The sequence below is a fragment of the Pseudonocardia sp. ICBG1034 genome (assembly GCF_020131375.1).
GTDB lineage: Bacteria > Actinomycetota > Actinomycetes > Mycobacteriales > Pseudonocardiaceae > Pseudonocardia > Pseudonocardia alni.
Genome location: NZ_JAHLEK010000015.1, coordinates 1620690 through 1634719, shown reverse-complemented (window position 1 = coordinate 1634719; position 14030 = coordinate 1620690). Strand labels below are relative to the sequence as shown.

Annotated in this window: 12 protein-coding genes; 4 read left to right on the top strand and 8 right to left on the bottom strand. The window is 74.8% G+C overall.

What is annotated here, in order from left to right:
* Positions 1-34: 34 nt before the first annotated feature.
* Positions 35-619, bottom strand: coding sequence for a TetR/AcrR family transcriptional regulator (locus KPF22_RS09135; protein WP_208826479.1), 585 nt, complete (start codon positions 617-619; stop codon positions 35-37).
* Between the two features lie 106 nt (positions 620-725).
* Between KPF22_RS09135 and KPF22_RS09130 the strand changes: the two genes are divergently transcribed.
* On the top strand, positions 726-1907 hold the full coding sequence (locus tag KPF22_RS09130; protein ID WP_208826477.1) for an acyl-CoA dehydrogenase family protein: 1182 nt from the start codon (positions 726-728) through the stop codon (positions 1905-1907).
* Entirely contained in the window at positions 1904-2914 is a 1011-nt protein-coding gene (locus KPF22_RS09125) for a phosphotransferase family protein (protein ID WP_208826475.1), read from the top strand. Before KPF22_RS09130 ends, KPF22_RS09125 begins: the two co-directional genes overlap by 4 nt.
* A 32-nt stretch (positions 2915-2946) precedes the next feature.
* Here the strand turns inward: KPF22_RS09125 and whiA are convergent, their stop codons facing one another.
* A complete protein-coding gene (gene whiA / locus KPF22_RS09120; RefSeq protein WP_208826472.1) occupies positions 2947-3846 on the bottom strand; it encodes a DNA-binding protein WhiA in 900 nt (299 codons plus the stop codon).
* A gap of 467 nt (positions 3847-4313) precedes the next feature.
* On the opposite strand from whiA, the gene KPF22_RS09115 reads away from it, so the two are divergent.
* Positions 4314-6677 (top strand): FdhF/YdeP family oxidoreductase, encoded by a 2364-nt coding sequence (locus KPF22_RS09115; protein ID WP_224401737.1) that lies wholly within the window; start codon positions 4314-4316, stop codon positions 6675-6677.
* Between the two features lie 19 nt (positions 6678-6696).
* Here the strand turns inward: KPF22_RS09115 and KPF22_RS09110 are convergent, their stop codons facing one another.
* Genes KPF22_RS09110 through solA form a run of 4 tightly spaced genes read right to left on the bottom strand, consistent with a single transcriptional unit; the run spans position 6697 to position 10429 of the window.
* The gene (locus tag KPF22_RS09110; RefSeq protein ID WP_073577358.1) at positions 6697-7383 is read right to left on the bottom strand and encodes an SDR family oxidoreductase; all 687 of its coding nucleotides are present in this window, start codon (positions 7381-7383) and stop codon (positions 6697-6699) included.
* Positions 7380-7841 (bottom strand): MarR family winged helix-turn-helix transcriptional regulator, encoded by a 462-nt coding sequence (locus KPF22_RS09105; RefSeq protein ID WP_224401736.1) that lies wholly within the window; start codon positions 7839-7841, stop codon positions 7380-7382. The genes KPF22_RS09110 and KPF22_RS09105 overlap by 4 nt, the downstream gene beginning before the upstream one ends.
* Positions 7842-7880: 39 nt before the next feature.
* Positions 7881-9212 carry an aromatic ring-hydroxylating dioxygenase subunit alpha gene (locus KPF22_RS09100; RefSeq protein WP_224401735.1) on the bottom strand — a complete coding sequence of 444 codons (1332 nt, stop codon included), beginning with the start codon at positions 9210-9212 and terminating at the stop codon, positions 7881-7883.
* A gap of 32 nt (positions 9213-9244) precedes the next feature.
* Positions 9245-10429: an N-methyl-L-tryptophan oxidase gene (gene solA, locus KPF22_RS09095; protein WP_224401734.1), complete on the bottom strand. Its 1185-nt coding sequence runs from the start codon at positions 10427-10429 to the stop codon at positions 9245-9247.
* 107 nt (positions 10430-10536) lie between these two features.
* Here solA and KPF22_RS09090 point away from each other — a divergent pair, with 107 nt between their 5' ends.
* On the top strand, positions 10537-11463 hold the full coding sequence (locus tag KPF22_RS09090; RefSeq protein ID WP_208823092.1) for a LysR substrate-binding domain-containing protein: 927 nt from the start codon (positions 10537-10539) through the stop codon (positions 11461-11463).
* Positions 11464-11827: 364 nt separating this feature from the next.
* Here the strand turns inward: KPF22_RS09090 and pcaD are convergent, their stop codons facing one another.
* Both pcaD and KPF22_RS09080 read right to left on the bottom strand, forming a co-directional pair.
* Complete coding sequence (gene pcaD / locus KPF22_RS09085) at positions 11828-13189, bottom strand: 3-oxoadipate enol-lactonase (protein ID WP_224401733.1); 1362 nt, start codon at positions 13187-13189, stop codon at positions 11828-11830.
* Positions 13186-14013, bottom strand: coding sequence for an adenylyltransferase/cytidyltransferase family protein (locus KPF22_RS09080; RefSeq protein WP_208823090.1), 828 nt, complete (start codon positions 14011-14013; stop codon positions 13186-13188). The genes pcaD and KPF22_RS09080 overlap by 4 nt, the downstream gene beginning before the upstream one ends.
* Positions 14014-14030: the final 17 nt, after the last annotated feature.

The window sequence follows — 14030 nt, the reverse complement described above, 5'->3', positions numbered from 1 at the left end:
GCGCGGGCGCTGGCCGAGCGCCGGCGGCCCCGGTTCACCGGGGCCTGAGTGCGGCGGGCCCGGCCCCGACGAGGCGCAGCGCGAACTCCGCGAGCTGCCAGGCGACCTCGTTCTCCCCCGGGCCCGCGTCGTCGCGGAACCACACCGAGACGCCCATCCCCTGGTCGAGGATCGCGTACGACGCGAGCTGCGGCGACGCGACCGAGAACACCCCGGCGTCGGCGCCGTCGGCGATCAACCGCCGGAAGCGCTGCTCGTAGTCGGCGCGTCTGGCGAGGATCTCCGACCGGTGCGGCTCGGTCAGGCTGCGCAGCTCCCGGTTGCCGACGAAGGCCTCCACCCGGTTCCGGGCGTGGAAGCGCACGTGCGCCTCGACGGCGCGGCGCAGCCGTTCGACCGGGTCGTCGATCCCGGCCACCGCGGCGTCGTGCTCGCGGATCAGCGCGTCCATGGTGGCGTCGATGACCGAGGCGAGCAGCTCCTGCTTGGAGCGGACGTGCTTGTAGAGGCTCGGCCCGCGGATCCCGACGGCGGCTCCGATGTCGGCCATCGTCGTCGCCTCGTAGCCGCGGCGGGCGAACTCCGCCAGCGCCGCCGACCGGATCTGATCGCTCCGCACGGCTAGCAGTCTATAGCCGTGATGTGAGATGCGGCTCCCGGCGCTGTCCTCGGCTGCCACGATGCTGCTACAAGTTGGCTAACAGTCATTAGCCTATGGAGGAGACATGGCGGTCGACCTCGCCCAGGACGCGCACGTGCAGGACCTCGCGGAGCGGACGGCACGCTTCGTCCGGGAGGTGGTGGTCCCGGTCGAGGAGGCCCACGACGGCGTCCTGCCGTCGGATCGGGAGCGGGTCCGGCTGCAGGACGCCGCCCGCGCCGCGGGGGTGTTCGCCCCGCACGCAGCCCCCGAGTTCGGCGGGCACGGCCTGGACATGTGCGGCCGCGCCGCGGTGTTCACCGAGGCCGGGTACTCGCTGCTCGGCCCGATCGCGCTGAACATCGCCGCGCCCGACGAGGGCAACATCCACCTGCTCGAGCGGGTCGCCTCGGAGGACCAGAAGGTCCGCTACCTCGCCCCGCTCGCCGCCGGGGGCGTGCGCTCGTGCTTCGCGATGACCGAGCCCTCCCCCGGCGCCGGGTCCGACCCCGACGCGCTGTCCACCACGGCGACCCGGGTCGACGGCGGCTGGCGGATCGACGGCCGGAAGTGGTTCATCACCGGCGCCGACGGCGCCGCGTTCGCCATCGTCATGGCCCGGACCAGCGGCGTGCCCGGGGACCGTGGTGGCGCGACGATGTTCCTCGTCGACGCCGACAACCCCGGCATGACGATCGGCCGCCACATCCCGACGCTGGACGAGTCGCTCTACGGCGGGCACCTGGAGGTCGGGTTCTCCGACTGCCGCGTCACCGACGACGCCGTGCTGGGTGAGGTCGACGAGGGCTACCGCTACGCCCAGGTCCGCCTCGGCCCGGCCCGGTTGACCCACTGCATGCGCTGGCTGGGCATCGCGCGCCGCGCCCAGGACATCGCCGTGGCCTGGGCGGCGGAGCGGCAGGTGTTCGGGTCACGGCTGGCCGACCTCGGGATGGCGCAGGCGATGATCGCCGACAACGAGATCGACATCGCCGCCGCGCGCGGGCTGATCCTGCGCGCCTGCTGGGAGCTCGACCAGGGCCGCCCCGCCGGGATGGAGGTCTCGATCGCCAAGACCTTCACCGCGGAGGCCGTGTGGCGGGTCGTCGACCGGGCCCTGCAGCTCAACGGCGGGCGCGGCGTCTCCGGGGACGTGCTGCTGGGCCGGTTCCTGCGCGAGGTGCGCCCGTTCCGCATCTACGACGGCCCCTCGGAGACCCACCGCTGGTCGATCGCCCGCCGCACCGTGGCGCGGGCCACCCGATGAGCCCCGACGGCCTGGACCTGACCGCGCTGGACGCGTTCCTGCACCGGCACGTCGACGGCTACCGCGGCGGGCTCACCGCCGAGCTCGTCTCCGGCGGGCGGTCCAACCTCACCTACCGGGTCACCGACGGGGAACACGTCTGGATCCTGCGCCGCCCCCCGCTCGGCACGCTGACCCCGTCCGCGCACGACATGGGCCGCGAGTACCGGGTCGTCGCCGCCCTCGCCGGGTCCGGGGTCCCGGTCGCGCCGGCGGTGGCGCTGGCCGACGAGTCGGTGCTGGGGGTGCCGTTCGCGCTCACCGGGTTCGTCGACGGGATCGTGGTGCGCAGCGAGGACGACCTCGCCGCCCTCGACGACGCAGGCGTGCGGGCGACCGCGTTCTCCCTGGTCGACACCCTCGCCGCGCTGCACGCCGTCGACGTCGCCATCGGCCCGTTGTCCGAGCTGGGCCGCCCCGCCGGGTACCTGCGCCGCCAGGTCGAGCGCTGGTACGGCCAGTGGCAGCGCGTCGCCACCCGCGAGCTGCCCGACGTGGACACCCTGCACGGCCTGCTCGAGGCGACCTGCCCGGCCGAGAGCGACCACACCGTCGTGCACGGGGACTTCCGTATCGACAACGCCATCCTCGACCGCGACGACCCCACCGTGGTGCGCGCCCTGGTCGACTGGGAGATGGCCACCCTCGGCGACCCGCTGGCCGACCTGGCCCTGCACGTCGTCTACGGCGACCCCGTGTTCGCCCCGGTCCTGGCCGGGGCCGCGGCCTCCACCAGCCCCCGGATGCCGGGTGCCGACGAGCTGGTGGAGCGCTACGCCGCGGCGTCCGGGCGCGAGCCGCGGGACTGGGCGTTCCACCGCGGCCTGGCCTACCTCAAGGTGGCCGTCATCGCCGAGGGCATCCACGCCCGGCACCTGCGCGGCGACACCCGCGGCGACGGGTTCGCGACCGTGGGCGAGGCGACCGCACCGCTGGCCGCGGCCGGGGTCGCCGCGGCCCGCGGCTGAGCGACGGCGGGCCGGGCCGTCGGGCAGGGCGCTCAGCGGGTGAGGCGCTCGCTGTGCTCGAGCAGCCGGCGCAGCCGCCCGGCGATCGCGTCCTTGGTCATCGGCGGGTCGGCGAGGCGGCCCAGCTCCTGCAACGACAGCTCCGGGTTGCGGGCCCGCAGCAGGCCGGTGGCCAGCAGTCGCTCGGGCACCCCGGCGGGCGGGTCCGCCAGCAGCGCCTGGACGCGCAGGGTCGTCGTCGCCGCGGCCCGGGAGGCGCGCTCCCGGTTGGCGTCGTGCAGGGCGCCGCTGACCGGCACCTCCCCGGTCCCGCGCCGCAGGTCGGGGGTCCACGCCTGCGCCGCGCGCGGCGCACCCATCCGGCCGAGCACCGCGCGCACGTCGACGGGGTCGCGGACGACGACGCGGTCGCCGTGGGTGCCGGGGCGGGTCAGCGCGGCGACGCCGAGGCGCCGGGCCGCTCCGGCGAGCGCCATCGCCGTCTCCGGGGACGGGCAGAGCAGCTCCAGCCCGGCCCGGCCGCGGCCGCCGAGCGCCCCGGCCGCCAGGAACGCGGCGCGCCAGGCCCCGGCCAGGACCGCGTCGTCGCCCGCGACGACCGGCGGCGGCAGGCCGCGGACCCAGCGGCCGGTGCTGTCGCACAGCCGGGTGCGGCGGGCCAGCTCCGGGACCCGTGCGACGACCCGGAGGGACTCGGCGGACAGCCGGACGACGGGGATCTCGAACAGGTCGGTGATCTGCCGGGCCAGGCGACCGACGGCGCGCGCGCACCCGGCGGGGACGTCCAGCACCGGGACCGATGACGCCCCGACGGTCCGGTCGAGGGTCCCGGCGCAGGCGAACCGGAGTGTCGTCGCCGCCTCCGCGCGTCCGATGTCGGCCCGTGCGGGGCGGTGCCGGAACAGCTCGTCCCGGACGTCGAGGATGTCCACCTGAGGCTCCTTCGGATCCGATAGGCGTGCTGCGCCGGTGCGGGCTCGGCCCCGCGATCGTCGGACGACGCCCGGCCGAGGGGACGGCCGGTCCGGGACGTGACCGCCCTGGCGGGGGCGACGCGCCTCGGACCGGCCGGTGCCGCACGCCGGGCTCCCGGTCGGCGTGCACCACGTCTCGGACAACGATCGACCGCCGCAGGACGAGGCGGATCCGTTTGCCCGCCACGACAACCGGGCGACCGGGGACGCCGGGCGCGGCGACCGGGACGACCGGTGGTCGACGGACCGCCGACCGGTTACCCTGCGTGATCCTCCTCCCCCGGGGCGGCCCCGGCGCACGCCACCGGTCCGGCCCCGATCGGGTCCGTGGACGGTTGGGATCGCTCCGGCCGGGTAGCGCGTCCACAGCGGGCGCGCCCCCGACGGGGCGCCGCCCGACGGTCGTCGAACGCGGAGGTAGCCCCATGGACGGACACAGCGACGACTACTCGGAGGCCGACCTGGAGGTCGGCACGCCCGAGGACCACGCCGTCGGGGCGACGGCCGTCGCGGTGTCGATGAAGCGGTCGCTGGAGCGGATGGGACCGTCCCGCACCGCGCGCACGCTGCTCAAGCTGAACCAGGCCGAGGGCTTCGACTGCACCAGCTGCGCCTGGCCGGACCCCGACCCCGGGCACCGCTCGGTGGCCGAGTTCTGCGAGAACGGCGCGAAGGCGATCGCCGAGGAGGCGACGACGCGGCGCGCGACCCCGGAGTTCTTCGCCCGCCACAGCGTCGCCGAGCTCGACGAGCGGTCGGAGTACTGGCTCGGCCAGCAGGGCCGGATCACCCACCCCATGGTCCGGCGACCGGGCGGGACCCACTACGAGCCGATCGGCTGGGACGCGGCGTTCCGGCTGATCGGCGACGAGCTGAACGCCCTGGACGACCCCGGTGAGGCCACCTTCTACACCTCCGGCCGGGCGTCCAACGAGGCCGCGTTCGTCTATCAGCTCTTCGCCAGGGCGTTCGGGACGAACAACCTGCCCGACTGCTCGAACATGTGCCACGAGTCGACCTCGATCGCCCTGCAGGAGTCGATCGGGATCGGCAAGGCCAGCGTGACGCTGCCCGACCTGCTCGAGGCGGACGTGATCGTCATCGCCGGGCAGAACCCGGGCACCAACCACCCGCGGATGCTGACCCAGCTCGAGCACGCCAAGCGCAACGGCGCCACGATCCTCACGATCAACCCGCTGCGCGAGGCCGGGCTGATGCGGTTCAAGAACCCGCAGACCCCGACGGGCGTCCTCGGACGCGGCACCGACATCTCCGACCTCCACCTGCCGGTCCGGGTCAACGGCGACCTCGCGCTGTTCCAGGCCATCGGCTCACTGCTCGTCGAGTGGGACGCACTGGACCACGAGTTCCTCGACCGGCACACCAGCGGCTTCGACGCCTGGCGCGACCACGTCGCCTCGATCGACCGCGACGCCGTCACCCGGTCCACCGGGCTGTCCTGGGCCGACATCACCCGGGCCGCGGCCCTGTTGCGGGATTCGCGCAAGACCGTCTTCTGCTGGGCGATGGGTCTGACCCAGCACCGCAACGGCGTCGCGACGATCAAGGAGGTCGTCAACGTCGCCCTGGCCCAGGGCAACATCGGCCGTCCGGGCGCCGGGCTCTTCCCGGTCCGCGGCCACTCCAACGTCCAGGGCGACCGGACCATGGGCATCTGGGAGCGCGTCCCGGACTCCTTCCTCGACGCCCTGCAGGCCGAGTTCGCGTTCGACCCGCCCCGTGAGCACGGCCTGGACACCGTCGACAGCATCCGGGCCATGCGTGACCGGAAGGTCAAGGTCTTCGTCGGCCTCGGCGGCAACTTCCTGCAGGCCGCACCGGACACCGACGTCACGACCGCGGCGCTGACCGGCACCCGGCTGACCGTGCAGATCTCGACGAAGATCAACCGGTCGCACCTGCACGGCGGCCGGACCGCGCTGATCCTGCCCACCCTGGGCCGGACCGAGCGCGACGTCCAGGAGTCCGGACCGCAGTTCGTCTCGGTCGAGGACTCCACGTGCTCCGTGCACTCGTCCCGCGGCCCGCTGCCGCCGGCGAGCCCGCACCTGCGCTCGGAGGTCGCGATCCTCACCGGGATCGCCGAGGCCACCCTGGGCGACCGGTACGGCATCGACTGGGCGGCGATGCGCGGGGACTACCGCCGCATCCGCGACCACATCTCCCGCGTCGTGACCGGCTGCGAGAGCTACGAGGTGAACGTCCGTCGCCCCGGTGGGTTCGTGCTGCCGCACCCGCCGCGGGACTCGCGGACCTTCGAGACCGGGTCCGGACGCGGCGAGTTCGCGGTGTCGCCGATCGAGGTGCTGGAGGTCCCCGACGGGCACCTGCTGCTCCAGACCCTGCGCAGCCACGACCAGTTCAACACCACCATCTACGGCCTGTCGGACCGCTACCGCGGCATCGAGGGCGGGCGCCGGGTCGTGTTCTGCCACCGCGAGGACATCGCGGCGCTCGGGTACTCCGAAGGCGACCACGTGGACCTGATCACGCGCTGGGAGGGCGACGAGCACGTGCGCTGCGCGTCCGACTTCCGCCTGGTGGCCTACGACGTCCCGCGGGGTACCGCGGCGGCGTACTACCCGGAGACGAACCCGCTGGTCCCGCTCGACGCCACCGCGCTGAAGAGCAACCAGCCGGCGTCGAAGTCGGTGGTGGTCCGGCTCGGCGTGGCCGGGAGCGAGGAGTGCGACCCGCGGGGCGCCCAGGGAGCGGTCGGCGACGACGACAGCCACAAGTCCCGGCCGGAGGTGTCGCACCTGTCCTGACCGTGAGGCGTGCCGGGGCTCACCAGGGGACGACCGCTCCGGTGTGGTCGAGGAACTGCAGGCCGCCGTCGTGCGCGTGGCCCACCAGGACCTCGGCCACCCCGCGCGCGCTCTCCGCGACGGTCAGCCGGGCCCCGGGGCCGCCCAGCTCGGTCTGCACCCACCCCGGGTGCAGGAGCAGCAGCGTGCGCGGGTCCTGCGCCGTCCGGGCGGCGTAGCTGCGCATGAGCTGGTTGAGCGCGGACTTGCTCGCCCGGTAGACCTCGTGCCCGCCCCGGGTGTTGAACCCGATGCTGCCCTGCCGCGACGACATGACACCGATCGTGCCGGTGGGCGGGACCAGCGGGGCGAGCCCCTCGACGACCCGCATCGGGCTCAGCGCGTTGGTCACCATGACCTCGACGAACACCTCGGTGGGCACCTGGGCGGCCGGCACGTCGGCGTCGGTGATGCCGGCGTTGACGAACAACAGGTCGATCCGGCGGTCGCCGAGCCGCTCGCGCAGCGCGTCGATCTGCCCGGTGTCGGTGATGTCGAGGTGCTCGACGGTCACCCGCCCGGTCCGGTCGGCGAGTGCCGCGAGGGCCTCCGGGGTCTCACCACGCACGGTGGCGACGACGTCGAACCCCCGCTCGGCGAGTTCGCCCGCCAGGGCGAGCCCGAGTGAGCGCGAGGCCCCGACGACGAGTGCGGTGCGGTCGGTCATGTCTGCTCCTGGGTGTGGGTGCGGGGGTCGCCGGCGAGCCCGTTCTCGATCCGGCGCAGCAGGACGACGGCCGTGTCGATCCCCGCGGGGTCGTCGGCGACCCCGTCGAGCAGCTCGCTCCAGATGCGACGCAGCTCGCGCAGGTTCTGCTCGGCGCGGTCGGTCGGGTACAGGAGGACCCGGCGCGCGTCGTCGGGGTCGGGCACGCGCCGCACCAGGCCCTTGGCCTCGAGGTTGCGCAGCGCGCGGCTGGTGTTGCTGGAGATCAGCCGGGTCGCCCGGGCGACGGCACCGGCGGTGATGCCCGGCTCCCGGTCGACCACGCGCATCACCGCGCTCTCCAGCGGGGTCCAGCTCTGCCCGGCGAACGCGGGCTCCTTCGACGCGTGGATGAGCCTGCCGACCGCGAGGATGCGGTCGGCCAGCTCGAACAGCCGGGTCTCCTGGTCGTCGTCCACGCCGTCACGGTACACCCAATAGCTGTCACAAGACAGGTATCAGACGACAGTATTCGGGTCCGGGAACATCCGCACGGCGGTGACGTCGTCGCCGGCCGGGACCCGGTCGAGGCCGACCATCCGGTCGACGACCATGTTCTGGAAGCGGTGGACGGGCTCCTCGAAGCGGAAGCACATCCGGCCGCCGCGGAAGGCCGGGTCCGCCAGGCCCTGCTGGACCCGCTCGACGATGTCCAGGTCCTGGCGGTTGACCAGGTCCCAGAACGCCTCGAGCTGGTCGAGCCCCGCACGGCCGTCCTCGTCGTCGACGAACTCGGGGTGGGTGAGCAGCACCGCGGTCTCCTCCGTCCGGTCGGCGGCCACCGGGCGGTTGAGCAGCACGAAGGCGTGGTTGGGCAGCACCACCAGCGCGCAGCTGGGGAACAGCCAGACGAAGCGGCCACTGTCCGCGTCGTCGGGGCCGAGCGTGCTCAGCGGCGCCGGGCCGTCCCAGCCGCCCGCCTCGGTGTTGCGCGACACCGGGGTGGTGCACATGCCCGTGTACATGCCGGGGCCCTGCCAGCGGTAGTGGTCGGAGAACCGGGAGACCCGGTTGAGCTCGGGGTGCACCCACGGCAGGTGGTAGTACTCCATGAAGTTCTCGCCGACGAGCTTGTAGTTGGCCGCGACGTCGTAGCGGCGGCGACGGCGGGGCGACCAGGCCTCCAGCCGGTGGTCGGCGAACCGGGCGGGCAGGTCACCGAGCTGCTCGCGCAACGGGCCCGGGTCGCGGCCGAGGTGGACGAACAGCAGGAACCCCCAGCTGTCGACGGCGACGGGGAGCAACCCCTGGTCGGCGCGGTCGAAGCCGGTGGCGACCGAGGTGTCGAACACGGGCTCCTGCCCGGCCGGGACGTCGGAGCCCTCGAACAGCGGGGTGCCCAGGCACGCGCCGTCGGTGTCGTAGGTCCAGCTGTGGTACGGACAGCGGATGCGGCCGCGCCTGCCGACCTCACGGGCGTCGGCGTCGAGCAGCCGGGTGGCGCGGTGGCGGCAGACGTTGTGGAAGGCGCGCAGCGCACCGTGCCGGTTGCGGGTGACGATCACCGACCGCCCCGCGACCTCGACGACGACGCAGGCGCCGTGCCGGTCGACGTCGGCGGTGAGGCCGACCGCGACCCAGCCGGTCGCGAACACCCGCTCCCGTTCGAGGGCGAAGAACTCCGGCGAGGTGTAGGCGTCGGGCAGCAGGGTCGACGCCTGGTCCACGGGGAGGCGGGTGTGCCGGTAGGTGGCCTCGTCGCCGAACGTGGCGGGGTCGACCGGCCGGGCGGGCAGGGCGTCGTGGGGGGCGGGCGCCGGGCCCGGGGTGACCGGGAGGTCGATGCTCACGGGGGTCTCCTCTCGTCGCGGGACGGGCGGGCTCAGGTGTGGAAGCTGCGCGGGAAGGCGGGGTCGGTCAGTGCGGGCCGGGTGGCGGAGAAGGCGCCGACCGGATGCGCCGGCTCCGTGCCGAGCGCGAGGTCGGTGAGCAGCCCACCGATCAGCGCGGCGAACTTGTACGCGTGCCCCGCCCCGATGGCGACGACGACCTGCGGGGTGCCGGGCAGGGTGTCGAGGACGAAGTCCTGGTCCGGCGGGACGGTGTAGAGACAGGTCCGCGAGTACAGCTCCGGACCGCGGAACCGCGGCAGGTGCCGGGCGAGGAAGGCGTCGTAGCGCGCGCGGCGGACCGGGTCGGGGTCGAACGAGCGGCCGTCGGCGGTGGTCTCCTCGCCGCCCATGTGCTGGCCGAGCTTGGTCGCGACCTCGCCGTACACCGGGAAGCCGTAGAAGTTGTGCTCGCCGTGCCACATGAACACCGGGAAGCGGCCGGGCGAGAACTCGGCCAGGTGCGGGGTCGCGTAGTAGGTGACCTGCTCGCGCAGCACGGTGAGCGGCAGCCGCAGCCCGACCCCGGCGAGCAGCTGGTTGGTCCAGGCGTCGGCGGCCAGCACGACGCGGTCGGCGCGCAGGGTGCCCCCGTCGGTGAGGACCGCGACCCCGCCGCCGTCGGCCCGGATCGACCGGACCGGGGTGTGCGGGCGGACCTCGGCGCCGTGCGCCCGGGCCAGCGCGACGTGCACCGCGTTCGCCCGCGCGGCGTCGACGATGCCGGAGTCCTCCTGGTACAGGGCCTGCTCGCCGCCGGAGGTCCGGAACTGGGGCCAGCGCCCGGTGAGGGCGTCGGCGTCGAGCAGCTCGTACGCGACGCCGTGGCGGTCGAACAGCGCGGTGTATCCCTCGATGTTGCGGGTGCCGGTCGCGGTGCCCGCCCGGGCGACCCGGTCCTCGATCACCAGCCCGCCGGTGCGGGTGACGAGCCGCTGGCCGGACTCCTCCTCGACGGCGGCCCAGGCCCGGTAGGCGGGTGCGGCCAGGGCGGCGTAGGCGTCCTGGTGCTGGGCGAGCCGGATGATCCGGGAGTGGTCCTGGGACGCGCCCCGGTGGTGGCCGAGCGCGAACTGCTCCAGACCCAGGACCCCCGGACCGAGCTCGGTGGCGAGCCGGTGCAGCGCGGCCGAGCCGAGCCCCCCGAGGCCGATGACGATCGCGCGGTACGCACCCATCCGTCGTGCTCCTGCCGTTGCGCGGTGTGCTGACGACGACAGGGTGGGCGTCGGGAACCGTTCAGGTCCATCGCAGAATCGGACCCGGAATCTTGTACTTTCGGCGAATGATCGACCGGAGGCTGCGGGTGCTGGCCGCGATCGCGCGGCACGGGACGGTGACCGCGGCGGCCGAGGTGTGCCGGATGACGCCGTCGGCGGCGTCGCACCAGATGCAGGCGCTGGCCCGCGAGCTGGGGGTGACGCTGCTCGAACCCGACGGACGACGCGTGCGCCTGACCGCCGCGGCGCGGACCCTGCTGACGCACGGCGAGACCCTGCGGGCGCAGTGGGAACGGGCGCAGGCCGACCTCGCGGCCCACCGCGACGGCGACACCGGCGGGGCGCTGCGGTTCTGCGGGTTCTCCACCGCGGCGGCGGCCGTCGTGCCGGAGGTGCTGGGACGGCTGCGCACCGCCCACCCCGGGTGGGAGCTGCAGCTGCTGGAGTGCGAGCCGGCGCGGGCGTTCGACCTGCTCGCCGCGGGTGACACCGACATCGTGGTGGTCGTCGCGACGTCGAGCCTCCCGCCGGTGACCGACCCGGCGTTCGACCAGCGGACCCTGTTCGACGAGCCGCTGGACCTGCTGGTCGGCCCGGACCACCCGCTGGTCGGGCGCGCGGACGTGGCGCTGGCCGACACGGCCGCGGAGCGGTGGATCTGCAGCAATCCGGGACGGGCCTACCACCAGCTCGTGACGATGGCCTGCGCCGGCGCGGGGTTCGCGCCCGACATCGCCCACCACGCCGACGAGTGGGACACCGGCGCCGCGCTCGTCTCCCGCGGGTTCGGCGTCGCGCTGGTCCCCCGCCTGGCCGACGTCCCGGCCCGTCACGAGACCCGGCGGATCCGGATCGGCACGCCGCCGGTGCCGATCCGCCGGGTGGTCGCCGCGGTCCGCGCCGGTGCGCGGCACCGGCCCGCGGTGGCCGCCGGGCTGGCGACCCTGGACGAGGTGTGCCGCGAGCTGGCCGACCGGCTCGCCGCGACCTGACCCCGGACAGCGACAACGCCGGTCACGGCGGACCCGGACCGCTGATGCGGGACGGGATCCGCCTCGAGGTCAGCCACCTCCACGTCGCCGGGGAGATCACCGTCGCCGAGCTGCGCGCGACCTCGGTGACCCTCGACGGGGCGCCGTTCGACAACGGCTACCGCCGGGCCCGCCGGTTCGATCGGCCCGGCCCGGCGCCCGGATCGTGGAGGTCCGCGCCTACCTCGACAGCGCCATGGTCGCCTGGACCGTCGACCGCGACGAACCGCTGTGGGCGGGCTGAGCAGCGGGAGGGGCGGCGTGGCGGGCACGGACCGCCGTCGGCTCCCGGCCGTGCCGCTCCGGCGACCGGACCCGCCCACGATCAGGAGTGGCTCGCGCGCCGACCTCCTCGAGCCTCTCCTCCGCCCGGTGTCGGGGCGGCGGCGCCGCGCGGGCCGGCGGCGAAGCTCCGCACCAGTCCGGTGACCCGCTCGGCCGCCTCCACGTTGGTGAGGTGCGCGGCCCCGTCGATGACGACGTAGCGCCCGTCCGCCACCCCGTGGGCGACGATCTTCGCCATCTCCGGCGGTGTGGCCGGGTCGGCGCCACCGGCGATCACGAGTGTCGGGACGGTGATCTCCGGCAGCCGTCGCCGGACGTCGAAGGCGCCGATCGCCTCGCAGCATCCGGCGTAGCCCTCCGGGTCGGTCGCCCCGAGCATCCGCAGCAGCCGGACGGCCTCCTCGTTGCGGGTGCGCACGAAGTCGTGGGTGAACCAGACCCCGGCCCGGCTCGTGATCATCGCGGCCGTCCCCTTCGCCCGGACCTCCTGCGCACGCGCCGGCCAGCTGGAGGGTTCGGCGAACCGTGCGGCCGAGGCGATCACCGTGAGGGTCTCGAGACGGCCGGGGTGGTCGAGGACGATCTGCTGGCCGATGGCGCCGCCGATCGAGACCCCCGCGTAGTGGGCGCGGCCGATGTCGAGCCGGTCGAGCAGCGCGACGACGTCGCGCGCGAGGCCGGCCATCGTGTACGGCCCGGCAGGTGCCGGGCTCGCACCGTGCCCGGGCAGGTCGTAGCGCACGATGCGGAAGTCGTCGGCCAGGGCGTCGACCTGCTCGTCGAACAGGTGCAGGTCGGTGCCCAGCGACGGTCCGAGCACGAGGACGGGGGCACCCTCGCGGCCGTCGATCCGGTGCGCCAGGTCGATCGGGGCGTGGACGAACTCGACCTCCGGTTCGGGCGCGCCCGTCCGGAAGGTCGCGGCGGCGTCCTCGACGCTGAACACGCCCTTCTCCCAGCCGTCGGCGAGCGGGGCGAAGTAGTCGAACGAGACGCGTTTGCGCCGGTAGCGCCACTCACCGTCGAGGCGCACGACGCGGTCGTCGTAGCGACCGGCGGCCACGTGCGGCACCCCGTCGCGGACGCAGGGCTGCCACAGCAGCGAGTGGACACGCGCCGCCGCGGGCTCGCCGTTCACGGCGTCGTCGTCCAGCTCGACCTCCAGGTTGGACACGTGGTGCCAGAACGAGGTGAGCCCCTCACGGGCCAGGCCGGCGAAGAAGCGGCGCAGACCGACCGGGCCCCGGGCGTGGCGGAGGCCGACGAACTCGCCGTCGTCGGTGAACAGCGAGACCAGGGTGTCCCAGTCGCCGTCGTCGAGGGCCCGGCAGTAGCGCGCGTCGAGGGCCCGGATCTCCTCGATGGCCTCCAGGCGGGCGAGGCGCTGCTCCGCGCTGGTCATCGGAGCGCGCCGCCGTCCCCGGCGAAGACGACCGAGACCGGAGCGTCCGGTGACGGCCGGTCCCCCGCGGCCGCGACGATCCGCATCTGCCCGTCGGGCAGCACCTCCACGTCGGCCGCCCTGCCGTCGACGAGGCCGTGGTAGCGGCCGGGCGGTGGGAGCGCCGTCCCGGGCTCGGGACGGACGACGTCACCGCGGCGCGCGCCGTCGACCCGGTGCGGGCGGCCGAGGGCCCGCGCCGCGGCGTCGAGCCGGCCCGACCGGATGCACCGCCGGGCGTGGGTGGACGAGCACGGGGCGTCGACCACGCGCAGCAGCGGCACCACGTGGGTGGTGAAGCCGAACCCCGTCCCCAGGGTCGCCAACGTGGTGACGTCCCCGGCGGCGCGGGCGCCGAAGGTGAAGTTCGCGCCGACGACGACCGCCGCGGCCCCCAGCCCGCCGGCCAGGACGTCGCGAGCGAACTCGTCCGGGGTCCGGGCGGCCAGCCCGGCGGTGAAGCGCAGTACGCAGACCGCGTCGACACCGGCGGCGGCCGCGAGCTCGGCGCGGTGGTCCACGGTGGTCAGGACGGCGGTGTCGCGGTCGACCCCGAGCACGCGGGCCGGGTGCGGGTCGAAGGTGAGCAGCACGACCGGGAGCCCCCGCTCCCGCCCGACGGCTCGGGCGTGGTCGATGAGGCGTCGGTGGCCACGGTGGACGCCGTCGAAGACACCGACGGTCACCACGCAGGGGCCGAAGGAGTCGGGGACGGCGTCGACGCCCCACCACAGCGGGACGACGGGCCGGCTCGGGGTGCGCTCGGGTGCCTGGGCGGCGGTCATGACCGGGACCTCCACGT

What these genes read in the sequence shown, in the direction of transcription:
- KPF22_RS09130 (WP_208826477.1), top strand. Translation starts at nt 726, where the DNA reads ATGGCGGTCGACCTCGCCCAGGACGCGCACGTGCAGGACCTCGCGGAG.
- solA (WP_224401734.1), bottom strand. Translation starts at nt 10,429, where the DNA reads ATGGGTGCGTACCGCGCGATCGTCATCGGCCTCGGGGGGCTCGGCTCG.
- KPF22_RS09115 (WP_224401737.1), top strand. Translation starts at nt 4,314, where the DNA reads ATGGACGGACACAGCGACGACTACTCGGAGGCCGACCTGGAGGTCGGC.
- KPF22_RS09090 (WP_208823092.1), top strand. Translation starts at nt 10,537, where the DNA reads ATGATCGACCGGAGGCTGCGGGTGCTGGCCGCGATCGCGCGGCACGGG.
- pcaD (WP_224401733.1), bottom strand. Translation starts at nt 13,189, where the DNA reads ATGACCAGCGCGGAGCAGCGCCTCGCCCGCCTGGAGGCCATCGAGGAG.
- KPF22_RS09110 (WP_073577358.1), bottom strand. Translation starts at nt 7,383, where the DNA reads ATGACCGACCGCACCGCACTCGTCGTCGGGGCCTCGCGCTCACTCGGG.
- KPF22_RS09080 (WP_208823090.1), bottom strand. Translation starts at nt 14,013, where the DNA reads ATGACCGCCGCCCAGGCACCCGAGCGCACCCCGAGCCGGCCCGTCGTC.
- KPF22_RS09125 (WP_208826475.1), top strand. Translation starts at nt 1,904, where the DNA reads ATGAGCCCCGACGGCCTGGACCTGACCGCGCTGGACGCGTTCCTGCAC.